Below are 15,823 nucleotides of genomic sequence, written 5' to 3' on the forward strand. Positions count from 1 at the left end.
AACTAACTACGTCCCTCAATAAAGCAAGAAGAATGTCCCGATATCAATTCCGTTCATCGGCGCATATCCATCATGTGTTTCACTTGGAACCAAGATATCCATAGTTCCATCACCGTTAATGTCACCTGAAGAGGTATTAGAGAAGAAATAACTCGGAGAATTCTCTGTTTCTTCCCGGCTGATGATAAATGGTTTGTATTTGCCTTCGGCATCAGCGACGACGACAGTATCCGGATAGTCTTCGGAATGAAGCCCCTTGCTGGAACCAAAGAAGGTAATTCCACGCCCCAGGTTTGTAATGCCATTAACCTGATCATCGTAGCCGTAGCTTCCAAGAATAATATCATCGAACCCATCACCGTTGAAATCACCGGACTTCATACGACCTGACATCACCTCAGAGCCAAGGAAGTCAGAGGCTCTTGAATCCCAGGCGTAGAACATCTGTGGCGCAGGTTTTGGCGTCCCCACCGAGCGCATACACTGGATCCCCGCAGCTCCGCCAGGCAGACTTGGATCTGTGTACTCCATCTGCTTGTTCAAGTGACTGCCGAGATAGTCCCACATCACATCTCTGTTGTCTGAGCCGCACAGAGGACCATAATAGACATAGACGACCCCCGCATTTGCCAATCCAGCTTTGGGGGTTTCCCGTGGCGCAGTGACAACCAAGTCTTCGTATCCGTCGTTGTTCAAATCCCCCGCGGAGGCAACACGATAGCCGAAGTAACGTCCGTCCCTGTTATTTACACCCAGTGCACCATTTAGAATTGGTGGCATAAGTGCCGTCACTTTTCCGCTTGCACCTGAAGAATCCAACGTCGGATCCACACTCTGGAACAAAGTATCATCCGTGCAGGAGCCTCCGGAATAATCCGCGTTGTAGTAGTCCTCTCTAGGTCCTGCCTGCAGACCATTCGCACTGCCCTTGTACAGGAACACACGACCATAGTTGCTTCGCGGGCTGGCATCATAATAACAAGCCAGATCTTCCCAGCCTGGAGCAGAAACAACCAGATCGTCTTTGCCGTCTTTATCAATGTCCAAGACCGCAAGGCTCATTCCGAACATGTGTCTCATGCGTTGGTATCCATAGTCGACGTTGCGAACCATGGGACTGTACAAGAACTGCATTTTACAGGCACCGTTGTTACATGGCTTCCCGGCCAGGGCCGCGGATTCAGTGCCGTACGTGTCCACCATGTAAGTTGCATTGCTGGATGCCAGAGCCGTTGTAACCGTAGGTTCATCCCCCGGGCCAAAGCCTTTTAACTTAGGAGTTTGCACCCCTACGGATGAGCCGTAGTAGATCCACACGCGACCCATTTCAATGGCCGGATCCCCATTGGTACATCCAGAGTCGGGCTCCGGCTCGCACTGCCAACCACTATTTGCGGCAACAGCCCCACCACTTGGAGGAGTCGTATCAATCACAGTTCCGGTTTTGTTCATGCGGAAGAATGAAGAACCCAGGGGATTGCTCAACACGATGTCAGAATATCCATCACCATTGAAGTCCCCGTGATGAATCATTTGTCTGCTCCACGGACGAGCTTCATCCAAAATGTTGTTAAAAGAGTCGGTCCCCGTTGGCATGACATTCCATAATTTGGAGATGATCTGAGGATCACCCGCGGCTGGAATCCATTTTGGATTGGTCACAGCCTGCAAACCACCACGGGATCCATAATACATCAGGATCTGACCACCGCTATTGTAATCAATAAAGGCCACATCAGCAAAACCATCACCATTTACATCCCCGGCAGCAAAGGATCGAATCGCCCATCCGGCGCTAAAGCCTGTCGGTCGTGTGATCAACTGAGGAAGAGCGATATCATCCAATGTCACCCCTTGAGCGGGGTTTACCGAAGGATAACAATAAGTCTCATTCTGATTTTGAGCTTTGAAGATACGACTCAGATTCTCACGGCAGAATGAAGTCGTAACCAGACCCACCTTAGAGCCGAAGAACACAACCGCATCAGTTGTCGACACAGTAGAATCAGGAGAAGGTCGGGAGATCTGCCCAACGGCATCATCATATCCATCCCGATTGATATCCCCAACCAAGCGGATTGTTTCAAAATTCAAACTTTGCGGACTGGCGGCAGAGTCCACCAGTCGCTCTTCTGGAACGGAGTTGACGGAAGCCAAAGGCTGACCCTTGGAGTAGTATCCATAGGCGGCACCACCACCATTTTTCTGGGACTTGTCCAAATAGGCACCAACAAAGACGTCATTCAGCGGCAGCAGGCCATTGAAGTCACCGTCAAAGTTTCCGGCTGTGACAGCGCGACCAAAATAGTCATTGGCCTTCCCCTGATAGTTGTAGATATGCAGGAAGTTCGATGTCAGACCTGCATTCTGCAGACTTGTAAACACATAGGTTGCACCAGAATTTGTGGCTTTCGTGCTGTCGCCGGTGGCACCGACGACCACATCCTTCAAGCCATCCCCGGTCACATCGGCCACGGCCATGGCCTCAGGATAATAACCCAAGCGGAAGCCCGATCCAATGGAGTTGGAGCGAATCAGCGTCGGCGCACACATTTCACGGCTGGCAAGGTTGTCCACCGCAAATGAGGTACACTGAGGAGGACCATCCACCCAATGACGGCTGTAGGCTGTCGTTGAGGCTGCTGTATCAATCACACGGAAGGCTTCAATTTCATAGAGCTTGCCTGGATTTCCATAGAAGACCCACAGAGCACCGGAGGAAATTTTACTGCCATTATCGAACAAACTGCTGGCGACGACTGCTTCTGCCCAACCATCCCCATTCGAATCCGAAGGGTTTGTGATGGCGGTGTTGGTGCTGTCATAACGAGAAGAATCGCCCACCAAAGCCACAGACGTTCCAAAACCTTTGCTTGGCATTTTGGTCGTGTTTCCGGGTTGATCTTCCTTATAGAAACTTCGTGGGAACAGGACTCTAAAACCGGTGTTCTTCGTCAGACACGAGAAGTGCGCTTTAGCATCCATTTTTCGATTACCACACTGCCAGAAAGTACCCCGGAAAGTTGAGTCCGTTGGTGCCGACGCCGAAGGTGCAGAGCGACCAAAGTACAAATAGGCGGCCCCTGGGGCTGAACCGATTCCATAAAGCGCCTGAGTCACAGGCAAGCCATAGATGGTTGTATTCGACGGATAGTTAAATGAACCCACCGTGATCCCAGCCCCACCCTCCGCAGGTGTCACTGCGGCACAGGTGTCCGGAGTCGTACAGTTTACAGTAGTTGCCTTGACTTTATTAGAACCCGGTTGAGGATAACGATCGCCAGGAGCGCCGACAATCATATCGGCTCCACCGACCAACTTCCCATCCACGTTGCGAATACGGAAGCCCCCATCCACGTCGGCTCCCCCGTGCACTGAATGACCGAAGCGAGCACCAGCATGAGGTACTGGAGCATAAATCTTCAAGAAACGGAATTTCAGATCCGTTCCTGTCGGAGCGGAGGTCGCTAGCGGAGTTTCATATCCAATACCGGACTTGGAGCCGAAATACAGCGCCACATAGCCTGTATCACGTTCGTACTTGGAATCTCCCGGCAGATTCGGAGCTGGAATACCATCCCAGTCGCCCGATGGCGCACCCACGGCAATATCATCGTAACCATCTCCGTTGAAGTCCCCAATAAACGAAACAGAATAGCCAAACTCGACGCTACCTGATTCATAAGTCTTCAGATTCTGGTCCCACTTATCTGTAGGCCACAATGCCGTATTGGGCCACAGCATCACCGCAGAACATGTCGCCCCGTCGACAAGACCGTTACAGGTTTCGAAGTTCTGCTGCATGTCCTTGACTTTCGTAGGAGCTTTTAAACCCTGCCGACTGCCAAAAAATACAAACGCGGCCCCATTGTATTCACCAGTCTCAGGGGTATCCATCCCCGGAGCACCCACCAGCAAATCCTGACATGCTAGACCGGTATGACTGTCGCCGTTCAAATTTCCGCTTCCAGACAGGGACTTTCCAAACTTAGCCTGATGACTGAGATCCTCGAAAGTAATGAGCTGAGGATCGACCCCAGGAACCAGCGGATTTCTTTCCGGCGCAGGGGACGTTTTCAATCTGTATGTCGAAGAACCTACCGGTTTGTAAGTGTAATAAACATACACGGCACCAGCGCCCGAATTTTTAACACCCAATGAAGCAATGGCCATATTTGGCAAGCCCACCGCCAAGTCCGGATATCCGTCGCAGTTGAAGTCGCCGGAAGTCACAGCTTCGCCCATAAAGGAGATTCCGGCATCTGCGGCCAGCATCGGAGGCATCTCTTTCACATTTGGAATACCCTTGATATAGGTGCTTAAGTTATCAAAGATCAGGGTCTCATTTTTACTGCCATCATTGTAACTCACACGAATCGAAAGATCATCGACCTTGCCGATATTCCAACTGGCTGAAGGAGAGAATACGATCGTCCCCGCCCCCACCAGAGGATCTGAAACCGCTTCAGAACCACGATAAACACGGCTGACATAGTTCTCATTTCTGTATTCGGAATTCACAACCGGGTTCACCTTCGCAAAAGGCAAAGAACCGATTGAAATCGGACTCAACTCGTAAGCCGGTGTCGGGAACGATGAGTTTGTAGAGGCCGTCACAACCTTCGTAGGACGACCAAAGGTGTTATCAAGATACTTTACCTGCACAACGAAGTGATAACGAGTTGAGCCCGGCAAACCACGGAAAATATACCGTGGTTCGATGGACGTCTTATTAACATTTGTCCAGTTTGTCGTGTTTTCTGCCGTGGGGTCTTCGTATTCTTTATAGAAAATCTGATACTCGGAAACCTTGTTGGGGTATTCCCAAGTCAGAATAAGGTTTCCATCGGCATCCTTGGTGACGGCCCCCGCCCCTTCAAAAGGCTTAAAGGTCGTCACAGTTATTTCCTTGTTTCCTCCCACACTGTTGGTGCCGTCTGTCGCCACAACTTTAAAGGTGTAGGTGGAATTCGGATTCAGATTACGGATGGTCACTTCATTGAATGACGTGGTCTCCAACGGGTCCTGACTCAGATTGTAGTAAACCTTATACTCGCGATAGCGCTCATGCAGATCCCAATAAACTCTGACGGCCGTGGGCGAAAGCACTTCAACGCCGGACGCCCCGGTAAAATCACGCAGCAGGCTTCCTGTCTCTAACTTCTCGGTACAAGAAGCCAGCATCATCATACTGGCCGCTAAAATACCATACAAAATCCTTTTAATAGAGAACATAGACGACTCCTGTCGAGAACGCTTTACCTGAAGGGTGATTTCTTCCCGGAGTTCCCAAGACTACGTCTGGAATTCCATCGCCGTTGATATCACCACTTGGAGTGCTGGATATATAAGAATACTCATAAGCAGATCGCTCTGGCAGATAGAGCAATAAAGGCTCACATGCCGGGACAGCCCCCCCGTTATAACAACGTGGAGTCGTCGTCGGCACTGCCGGGATTGTCGGATCCGTGGGTTGTTCTTTCGCCGCGATCAGCTTCAGGCCCAGGTTGCTGCCGAAGTAGACGACATAAGCACCAGAATCCTCTTGAGTGTCTTCAAGATCGAAGTCTTTACCTGGCATATTCACCAGCAGATCTGCAAATCCGTCGTTATTGATGTCGCCAATGCCACCAAGCCCCACACCAAAATTATCACCGAGGACGAAAATACCACCATTGATCACGTCAATACGCTGGGGCTTCGGCAAAGACTCACTGGCGTGAAGCATATTCACAGCAATCGGGTTCTGGCCTGCCACAAAGAAATCTGTCACCGCCAAACTGCTTGGGCCAAAGAACGCATAGGACGTTCCACCAACCACACCACCATAGAACACATAGACTTTACCCACCGCTGGTGCCGAAACCGCCATGTCGACGATTCCATCTCCGTTGATGTCACCCGTTGCCGCCAGATCATAACCGAATCTTTCAGCGCCCGCCGCTGGATCAATTTTCTGGAAGCTTGTGTACCCTAGACCTCGGGCGCCACCCTTGTACAAATACACCCGCCCCTTGAAGGCACTATAAGAAGGATCGGCCACTACAAGTTCTGAAGTCTCTTCACCGGCTATGACATCCAGGGATTTCAAACCCACCAAACGCCAGCCATAATTTACGCCCGTGTCCGGAGACGCCAGCGCCTGAACTTTACAAGACTTGGGCAATGTTTCCGTACACGGATTTTCGACGGCCACGTCAGCAGCAGAGCCATCTGCCTGCTGCAACAACACCTTTCCTGTCGAACGATTGGTCTGCGGCCCTGCGGATGAACCATAGAACACATAGACCCGGCCTTTGTTTGTTGGGCTCATGTTCAAAGCCCCCGGAACCACGTCAATAGAAGGGGTTTCGGCAGAATTCGTTCCAAGAGCAAAATCACTGTAACCATCGCCATTGAAGTCACCGTAGGCCACGGCTCTGTTCATAGGGTCAAATGTGCTATAAGCCAGCGTGTTTGGCACAGTCCCATGCATCTTCGTGCTGCCATGGAATGTCACAACCGGAAGTCCATCGCTGTCACCAATCGCAAATCTCAGAGGGTTTTGACCAACCGGAGCCACGGAGGGCGCACTTGCGAAGACCACACCACTGGAAGAACCGTAGAATATATAAGTCCCATTATTGCCGATAACCAAAATATCGTCATAGGCATCGCCGTTGACACTGCCCACTCGATGGAACTCGGTACCAAACCCAGGATCCGTATCAACAACAAGCTTTAACGGCGCCAAAGGCGACGCTGGGTTGCGAGACGGCTCTGGTGTCGTCACAAGTCCTGTGGAGCTTCCATAAAACACCACAAGCTCAACCGTGCTTGCGACAGAAATGTGAGTGATAACGTCGGAGTATCCGTCACCGTTCAGATCCCCAACGACCTTGGCCCGCTCATAGTGATAATTCAGTTCTTTGCTGAAATTAACTTTAATCGACTGATCCGGCTTAGTCACAGCGGCCGCGAAGGTTCCGGTCGAATTGAAGATGTAAGAGGCACCATTCTGATAAGCCGGCAACGCAAGATTCGGCGCACCGATAATCAGATCTCCCGTTTTATCTCCGTTGAAGTCAGCCCCGGCCAAGCCTCCACCACCCAGAGTCGTCCCGGGTGTCATGTCGGTCGCGTAGATAATCGAGGCACCAAACGGATTCACACCACCACTATACCAGGTACAACCCACGGTGCAGCCTGGAGAGTCGTCAGGTGAGTACTTCGGCACGTCCACACGAATTCCGTTGTCATAGCCAAAGGTGGAAACGTCTGGTTTATACAAATAAACGACACCATGACTACCAATATTTTTCTTTCCGTCACTACTTGTAACCGTACGATAAGGGGCGCCGATGGCCAACGATGGCATCGCCCGCGTCAGGTTTTCAATATCCTCTACGCTACCCAGAGAACGTCCAAATTGAACTCCGGCTTCTGCGGGACTGGTGTGGATCGCTTGATTTTCACAATGCTCAAGACTTCCAGTCACTACATTTCGGTTTCGTTTGTCGCAGGCAATTGAATTCGCCGCCATCACCGTCTGCTGAGGCTCTAAAATTCCAACAATGCCGCCGGTGGCAAAATCAGAGGATCTTGGAGTCATGTAATAACCGAAGACCACCCCGGCTTCCGCAGCACCTGAAACCGTCGACATGGGAGCTCCTACAAACAGAGCACCGCTAATATTAGGAGTTAAACCTCCAGAAACTTCGAACAGCGGATACCCACCCTGATTGGGGACACCCAACAATGAGAATCCGTAGCCCTTGATATCAATATGTGAAATTGGATACGTCGGACTTCCCAAAGTGTTATCCGGATAGGATTCTTTACATTCCCACGACGTGATTTGCTGACGGTCGGTACCGACAGTGGGCTGCACGCCTTTACAAGCGATGATAGAGCCGCGTCCTGAGGCCCGCCCAGGAACACCAATCACAAGGTCATCACATTTATCAAAATCAAAACCCAGCGCTTTCGGCGCAGGTGCTGATCGATAAATGTAGCCACCACCATTTTCGCAGCGGCGTGAATTATAGGCAGACGCGACGGCATCCCCAAAACTTTCGGCCGAGCTCTTGCCCACAAAACTTCCATCCGTCAGTTCCGAGACAAGCATTGTTTCTGCGTCGATCAACGCATGAGATTTCGTGGAAGACATCGGCAGAAGACCAGATCGGTCCCCGCGCAAAACCTGCACCTGACGCTTACCATTGGTCAGTTCAAGTCCCACCGCCAAGTCGTCGAATCCATCGTTGTTATAGTCACCAAACGTAATCGCACGAACATACTGCGTAGCCGCACTTTTATATTTGGTTGGACGACACTTGAAGGATGCCGGGTCACAAGTAGCCTCGTTCAAACCGTAAGCACTGCCGCCCGAACCACTGACCAGTCCGCGGACCGGGTCACCATAGACTACAAAAACAGATCCATCATTTGTCTGGATGGCCAAGTCATCACAGGTATAGATCTTTTTGCTCTTCTCAGGATTCAGTGGTGGCGTGATCGGCGTGTAAAGATCATCACACAGACCCACCCGATTTATCTTGGGATCCGTATCGGTCGTGCCCTCTGGTGGAGTATAACGACTGAAGCAGTCACCATTCACGTTACCCGCCGCAACCCGCATACCCAAGCGGGCATTGGAAGTCATATCAGTGTAATAAATCAACTGAGGGTCCGGGGCCGAAGCATCCGCCGCAGGCGCCAAGTCTGTCTTTAAACGAGGCTTGGGACGAACGATCTGACCGTTTCCATCAATCTCATCGGGTGGCTGATAACCGTAGAACACAGAGACGGCTCCCGTCGCATCATAGTGACGGGCACTCAAAAATGGTGTCGCTTGTGGCGCTGTGATTGCAACATCCTTATAACCATCGCAGTTGAAGTCCCCAACGACGATCCCATTCCCAAGCTGCTGCATGCCCAGACCATCTCCGACCAAACGAGGCACCAGAGGAACCTTTGCGCCGGCACCTTCCAGAGCACGCACTTTTGGTTTCTTCGTAAGAACCTGATCATTAGGTCCCTTGGTCAAAACATCAACGATAGTGACTTTCCCGTCGACTGAACTCACCTTCGCATAGATATCCTTCACACCTGGTGAAATTGGAATGATGGAACGGAAGTATCCAATCCCGTTGACCGTGGCTAGACGAATGTCGGTAAAACGTTCAAAGATCTCTGTCTTATAAGTTGTGTCCCCGCCCTCAGTCCAGAACCACGGGAAGCTGCCGATGAAGGCTGAGTTTATGTACACCTTAGGAAGATTTGCCAACTGAGACTGAACCAAGGCACACGGAGCCTTGGAGTTCAAATATGTCTCACTCATATTTGAGGGCTCGAAGGTTCCATCTTCATAGAACGCCATGACCCAAAAACAATACTTGGAACCACTTGGAAGAGTGCTAATGAGCATCGTGCTTTTGTTGATCGCAGTAGCCACTGGCTGAGTCAGATCCCAGGAGTCACTTTCACGCTTGGCAAAAATCTTATACGTAACCCCTTCACCGTTCTTAACCCAGCTGACTTCCACAGAACCGTTGGCCTGACTGGTAACGCCAGAGGACGGAATGCCGTTGAAGTTCGACATTGTCTTCACCGTCATGTACTGATCAAAACCAAATTCTTCGTCTGACATCGCGTCCACACCCGCGACGGAATACTCGTAGTAAGTGTCTGCAGACAAGCTATCAATCTTTGTTGTGGCAAACGTTTCGCGTTTGATCGGAGAGTTAAACCCTTTGCGATAAATCTTGTATTCTTTAAATCGCGCCTGAAGAGGCCACGAAAGCTTCACAGCCGTTGGCGAAATAGCCACGGCCGAGTCCAATCCATTGAACTTCGAAGGCAAGTTAGTGCCCTGCAATCCTGCTTGGCTACAGGAAATCAAAACACCACAAGCAACGTACAAGAGTAGTGACAAAAAACATTTCATATATATAAAGGCTATCTTCAGTTTCTGAGAATTGAAATGGTGTTTAAAACGTCACAGATCATTGTACAGTCTAGGAAAAGTCGACAGTTTCCCAGCCTTTATACCTGACGGGTTCAATCTGAGACTCTTATATGAAGCAAGAGTAAGATTCACACCTAACAAAGTCCAGATCAGAGCGATCCTCTCATACTCAAGAGGGAACAGTTTGTAAAACTGTGGGAAAATCCGAAGAGCAGGATATCCTATTTTGATTCAGAATAAATACTGCGCTCCCACATATCACCAAGAAGGTACATCCGATGAGCACCAAAATAAATGGAAGTTTGATTGAAATCTCTCTCGAAGGACCTATCAGCGAAAAAGCATCACTGTTCGAAATAAATTTACAACCATTCAAGGAAATTAAGATCAATCTTTCGAAAGTGACATTCATCAACTCCATTGGCGTGAAGAACTGGATTCTTTGGACATGTCGCCTTCCACAAAATGCCAAACTTTATCTTGATGAATGCCCATTCGTTATCGTGAATCAAATAAATATCGTGCAGGGATTCATTCCGAAAAATGCCATTGTCACATCATTCCTGGCACCATTCCTGTGCGAAAAATGCTCTCACGAAGAAACAATCAAACTCTCTCAAGATGTTCACTACTTCTATGCAAGTGATCAGGCAGCAGCATCTGTACAGATACCTGAAAATCTAACATGCGCGAAATGTCGTGGAACACTGGAGCCTGACTTTTTGCTTGAGAAAACGTTCGGCTTCATTAAGCGAACTTCATAAATGTGACTAAGAGCCAAAGAGTCTGTACATCCACACACATATCGTTAATAGTAGATGGATGCAGAAAAAATGGTTTACAGCTTTGATTGTGGCCGTGATCATCGCCGGAGGACTGACATATTACTTCGGCGTGCCCGGCTTGAACACCGTAGATGAAACTTCATTTGGCAAACCTCTTGCCGTCGTCAGAAATCTGAATCGAGAAGTACGACACAAATATCCTGGCGACTTCTTTTGGCGGACAAGCAGCGAAGGACAAAAGCTCTTCAATGGTTCAGAAGTTTTCGTAGGAAACCAATCTTCCACCGTTCTTTTCTTCTCTGGCAGTCGCCGCGCACGTCTTTCTGAAAATACGCTTCTGCGAATTTCCGAAGACAGCATCGACAAGAACAATCTGATCCTGACCCTGAATGATGGCGCCTTCAATTTGCGCAGCTTCCCTACTGACCAGAGCAGCGTGGTTCTAAGGGTCGATGAAGGCGGATTGAAGATTCGCCCTGGCTACAAGTACGATCTCTACGTAAAGAAGAAGGAAAAAGCTCTTGGTCTGTCCATGGCTTCAGGACATTTGCAGATGGATGGCGTGGCAGAAAAAGCTGATCTCAAGCAGGGTGAAAGTGTCATCGTGCGCAACCGTAACATCGGCGAACAGGGCGCCTCCTCTGGTTCCAATAAAGTCGAACTTTATATCGATCAGTCTATTGATCCCTCCATTCGCCTGATTGCACCTCTGGAAAAGCAAATCGTTTACAAAAGTGACAAGACTCAAACCTTCCGTTGGGAAAGTCAGTCCCCTTCAGATCGCCAGCTTCTGGAGTATTCAACACACCCCGATTTCTTCGAAAATCTGGTTGAAATCAATGTAACAAATCAGAAGATATTTCCCATCCCTCTGGAGAAAATGCAGGGAGATATTTTCTGGAGAATCGTCACCTATAAAGAAGGTGTCGCTCAGTTCTCAAGCCCCTCCTACTTTAAAGTTGCCAATCTGCAGCCGACTCACCTGAAAGAGCTCAAAGTCAATTTCATGGAACGCGGCAAATGGCAACTTGAAGCGAGTGTTGACAGCACCGATTCGCAAGGACGCTATGAGTTCCAGGTCAGCAAGAATGACACGTTCACAGAACCTTATGATGCGTTTGTCGGACCGGCACCGTTCCGCTCCCTGATTGATCAAAACGGCCAATTCTTCGTTCGGGTTCGCCGTCTTTATAACAATGATCTGGTCTCTGAGTGGTCTGAACTCAAAAGCATTCAGATACGTCCTCCCCTCACTGCCCCAACATTAAAGCTCACTTCAAGTGAAGAGCCCACTCTGGGTGTAATCTCTGCAGAAATCAGCTGGCTTACCGATGCCGATTCCGAAAATTTCCTGCTGCGCACATCTCCGAATGAAGACTTCAAGTCTTCAAAAATCATTCGTCTGCCCAAAAATAAGGTGAACTATCGCATCAGCGAAAATCTGACTCAAAATTTGTATGTTGCGATTCAGGCAGAATCCCAAGAAGGCGAAGTTTCCCCTCTGTCCAACACCATCACATTGAAGCCTTCTGCTGCGACACTAAAAGCCCTGGCCGCAGCAACAGCTGCCGCTAAAGCAGAAAAAACAATGGCCAACCTCAATGCCTTACCCGCCAGGGATCTTACGCTGGTCAGCCCGAACAACAACGCCGTGGCTTATGTCGGAAAACCCGTCCGTTTTGAATGGGCGGGTTCGGCCCCCACACTGGAAATATCCCCAGTGTCGCAATTTTCCCAGAATGTTGAAAAATTCAAAACCGCGGGCATGACAAGTTTTGAACTTACCCGAAAAGTCGCTGGCCCTCTGTACTGGCGCCTAGTTGCCGCAAACGGGCAAAAAACTGAAGTCCGCCACCTATCGATTGTGCCACTTTCCGATATCAATCTCGAAGAGGCCCAGTTGCGTTTCATCGAGCGCGGCCGCTGGGAGATCCAAGCCAAGATCCGCGGCGCCAAAGCCGCTGAAAACTTCAACTTGGAACTCAGTCGTACTCAGGATTTTAAATCTCTCGTCGGATTCCACAAAGGCACCCTGTCCTCAGGGATTCCCGTGTCCGAGCCTGGCCGATATTATCTTCGCGCTCAGAAGCTCCTCTCTGACAAACCCGCCTCTGGCTGGTCTAACATAGCTTCAACTGAAGTTCGCCCCCCACTGACCGCGCCAGAGCTCATAAAAGAAAAAGAAGATCTGCTCAACCCCATCCTGGTACGTGTAACCGTTCAGTGGAAGCCCGTGGCCAACGCCAAAGACTACATGATCGAAGTTGCAGACACAGCCAAGTTTAGTTCTGTAAAGCTGAAGATCTCTGTGAATGAAGCCCAGTATGCTATCGATCACGCCACGAAAGAACCCAGCTTTGTTCGCGTACTTGCAAGATCTCCTGAGGGAGAAATCTCTCCGGCATCGCAAGTGTTCAAGATCAAAGGGGTCCTGCCAGGTCCATCGGTGGATCGTTACGAACTCACCTTTGCCAATATAGATGACAAGAGGGATTCAGATAAGCTGCATATTCTTTGGAATCACCGAAAAAATGCAAAAAAGTATTCTCTGGAAGTGGGGCGACGTGAAGATCTCAAAGATGCCAAACGACTGGAAACCAAGAACATTGAATTCTTCATGCCAGTGACGGAAGAAGGCTGGTACTATTTCCGCCTGATTCCAATATCTGAAAGCCCGGACTTCTTTGATACCCCTTCACAGATTTACGCTGTGGAATATCGCAAACAAGGTGACCTGCAACCCGCGGCCTTGGAGGCCCCAGCCAAAGGTAATAAGTTTAAGCGCGGAGACTCTATCCGCTTTGCTTGGGGTCAGATCCTTGGGGCCGCCTGGTATGAACTGGAACTGGCGAAGAATCCGGAGTTTTCCGGCAGTACTGCGTATAAAGTGGAAGCGCGCGATTACTATCTAAGACAAGGCCTTGAATCTGGACGCTGGTATTTCCGTATTCGTGGCCGCAGCGCCTCTCAGGCCTCGCCTTGGTCTGAGTCCAGCTTCCTGGAAGTACAATAAAAAAGAGCTCCTCTCGGAGCTCTTTTTTCTGTCTTATCTTAAGATCAAACAACCAGTTCAATAATGGCCCGGAAACCGTAGCTTCCTGCCATCGCGCCCAAAATATTACGCAAGGACATGATGTTCTTACCCTGCGCCCCGATCAACTTCCCACGGTGTTCCTGAGGGACAGTGATGCGATAGATAGTGGTGCGGTCCCCACTTGTAAAACTCACTTCAACTCCAGAAGCCCCAGCAGTCATTTCCTGCACAACCTCTTGCAACACTTTTGCAATACGAGTCCGAACTTCTTCCATTTGATTTTCTGCCACTGCCACTAACACATTTCCTCCGTCACAGATCTTCATGCTTAATGAAAACTGAAGGAAGAGCAATGGCCTCAACTCAGGGCACGACTTCAAAGTGTTTCACACCAACGAGACCGAAACACTTTGAAAATTTGTGCTTACTCAGGACCAGACAAACTTCGGGAAAGAAGCGCATCAAAAAAAATTCACCGGCTTTATAAAATTCTTCGCCTTTTCCGCCGCCCCAAAAAAAAGGCCCTCCGAAGAGGGCCCCTTGAACTAATATGATTTTGCGAACAGAACCCATTTTGTGGCGGGTTTGCCAGAGAAGATACAGTTACCTTCAACCGGCTCCTGATCCAGCGGCATACAGCGTGGAGTCACCTTCAGCTGAGCCAATAGTTCGTGGCCCATGCCGGCCTCACACCAAGGAACCTTGGCAAAACCAGGGGCAGAAGCTTCTCCACCTGCGAAGTACTTTTCGAACTCCTGAAGATTCGTAATTTTCTTGATGCTTTCATCACGCATCTTCTTCGCACGTTCGAACATACCATCCTGAATCTCTTGCAGAAGAGCTCCGATGTTTTCAACGAAGGCGTCTCTTGTTTGAGAGGCTTTTTCTTTCGGACCACGATCACGACGTCCAACAAAGACTTCGCCCTTGGCCATATCACGAGGACCGACTTCCACACGCACAGGAACACCTTGCTTGATGTACTGCCATGCTTTTTCACCACCACGCAGATCGCGATCATCAATTTTCACACGTACTGAAGAGCCAACATAGTTCTGTGCCTTCAGGTCTTTTTCCAAAGACTTCACATAATCCAAAACCTGGGCACGCTCTTCATCGTTGCGATAGATCGGGATGATCACTACATGCAACGGCGCCAATCTTGGAGGAGCCACAAAGCCATTGTCATCACTGTGGGTCATAATCAAACCACCGATCAAACGAGTGGAAACACCCCAGGATGTCGTCCAAGCAAACTCTTCTTTGCCTTCAGCACTTAGATACTTGATCTCAGAAGCCTTGGCGAAGTTCTGACCCAGGAAGTGGGAAGTTCCAGCCTGCAGGGCTTTCTTATCCTGCATCAACGCTTCAATTGTGTAGGTATCCACTGCACCCGGGAATCTTTCGTCCGGAGTTTTCATACCTTTGATGACTGGCATCGCCATGTATTGTTCAGCAAAGTCCGCGTAAACATCCAGCATTTGCAGCGTCTCTTCCTGAGCTTCCTTGGCCGTAGCATGAACTGTATGGCCTTCCTGCCACAAGAACTCGGCAGTTCTTAGGAACATGCGCGTGCGCATTTCCCATCTCATCACGTTACACCATTGATTCACCAGAATCGGCAGATCGCGGTAGGATTTCACCCATTTTGCGAATTGGTGACCGATGATTGTTTCGCTCGTAGGACGAATGATCAATGGCTCCTCCAACTCTCCGTCTGGAACAAGTTTGCCATTGCCATCACCTTTCAAACGGTGATGAGTCACCACCGCACACTCTTTGGCAAAACCTTCGACGTGTTCGGCTTCCTTTTCCAAGAAACTCAGGGGTATCAATAGTGGGAAATAAGCATTTACGTGGCCGGTATCCTTGAATTTGCGATCCAAAACCGCCTGCATGTTCTCCCAAACAGCGTAGCCCCAGGGCTTGATCACCATACAGCCGCGCACCGGAGAATTTTCGGCCATGTCCGCGGCGATGATCACCTGTTGATACCACTCTGGATAGTTTTGGGAACGTGTTGGGGTAATTGCTGTATCTGCCATCTGTCGTCTC

6 protein-coding genes are annotated in these 15,823 nt (G+C 49.6%); 2 read left to right on the forward strand and 4 right to left on the reverse strand.

The window, feature by feature from the left end; translation table 11 throughout:
• Positions 1-15: 15 nt before the first annotated feature.
• A complete protein-coding gene (locus ACES2G_RS14040; RefSeq protein ID WP_374000551.1) occupies positions 16-5,235 on the reverse strand; it encodes a hypothetical protein in 5,220 nt (1,739 codons plus the stop codon).
• The gene (locus ACES2G_RS14045) at positions 5,222-9,916 is read right to left on the reverse strand and encodes a hypothetical protein (RefSeq protein ID WP_374000552.1); all 4,695 of its coding nucleotides are present in this window, start codon (positions 9,914-9,916) and stop codon (positions 5,222-5,224) included. Before ACES2G_RS14045 ends, ACES2G_RS14040 begins: the two co-directional genes overlap by 14 nt.
• 311 nt (positions 9,917-10,227) lie before the next feature.
• Between ACES2G_RS14045 and ACES2G_RS14050 the strand changes: the two genes are divergently transcribed.
• Both ACES2G_RS14050 and ACES2G_RS14055 read left to right on the forward strand, forming a co-directional pair.
• A complete protein-coding gene (locus ACES2G_RS14050; RefSeq protein ID WP_374000553.1) occupies positions 10,228-10,713 on the forward strand; it encodes a hypothetical protein in 486 nt (161 codons plus the stop codon).
• A 58-nt stretch (positions 10,714-10,771) separates the two neighbouring features.
• Positions 10,772-13,747, forward strand: a complete 2,976-nt coding sequence (locus ACES2G_RS14055) for a hypothetical protein (RefSeq protein ID WP_374000554.1) — start codon at positions 10,772-10,774, stop codon at positions 13,745-13,747.
• A 44-nt stretch (positions 13,748-13,791) separates the two neighbouring features.
• Here the strand turns inward: ACES2G_RS14055 and ACES2G_RS14060 are convergent, their stop codons facing one another.
• Both ACES2G_RS14060 and proS read right to left on the reverse strand, forming a co-directional pair.
• Positions 13,792-14,070, reverse strand: a complete 279-nt coding sequence (locus tag ACES2G_RS14060) for a KH domain-containing protein (protein ID WP_374000555.1) — start codon at positions 14,068-14,070, stop codon at positions 13,792-13,794.
• Positions 14,071-14,313: 243 nt separating this feature from the next.
• Complete coding sequence (proS, locus tag ACES2G_RS14065; protein ID WP_374000557.1) at positions 14,314-15,813, reverse strand: proline--tRNA ligase; 1,500 nt, start codon at positions 15,811-15,813, stop codon at positions 14,314-14,316.
• Positions 15,814-15,823 lie beyond the last annotated feature (10 nt).

This window comes from Bdellovibrio bacteriovorus, assembly GCF_041888015.1.
In the GTDB taxonomy this organism is placed as follows: domain Bacteria; phylum Bdellovibrionota; class Bdellovibrionia; order Bdellovibrionales; family Bdellovibrionaceae; genus Bdellovibrio.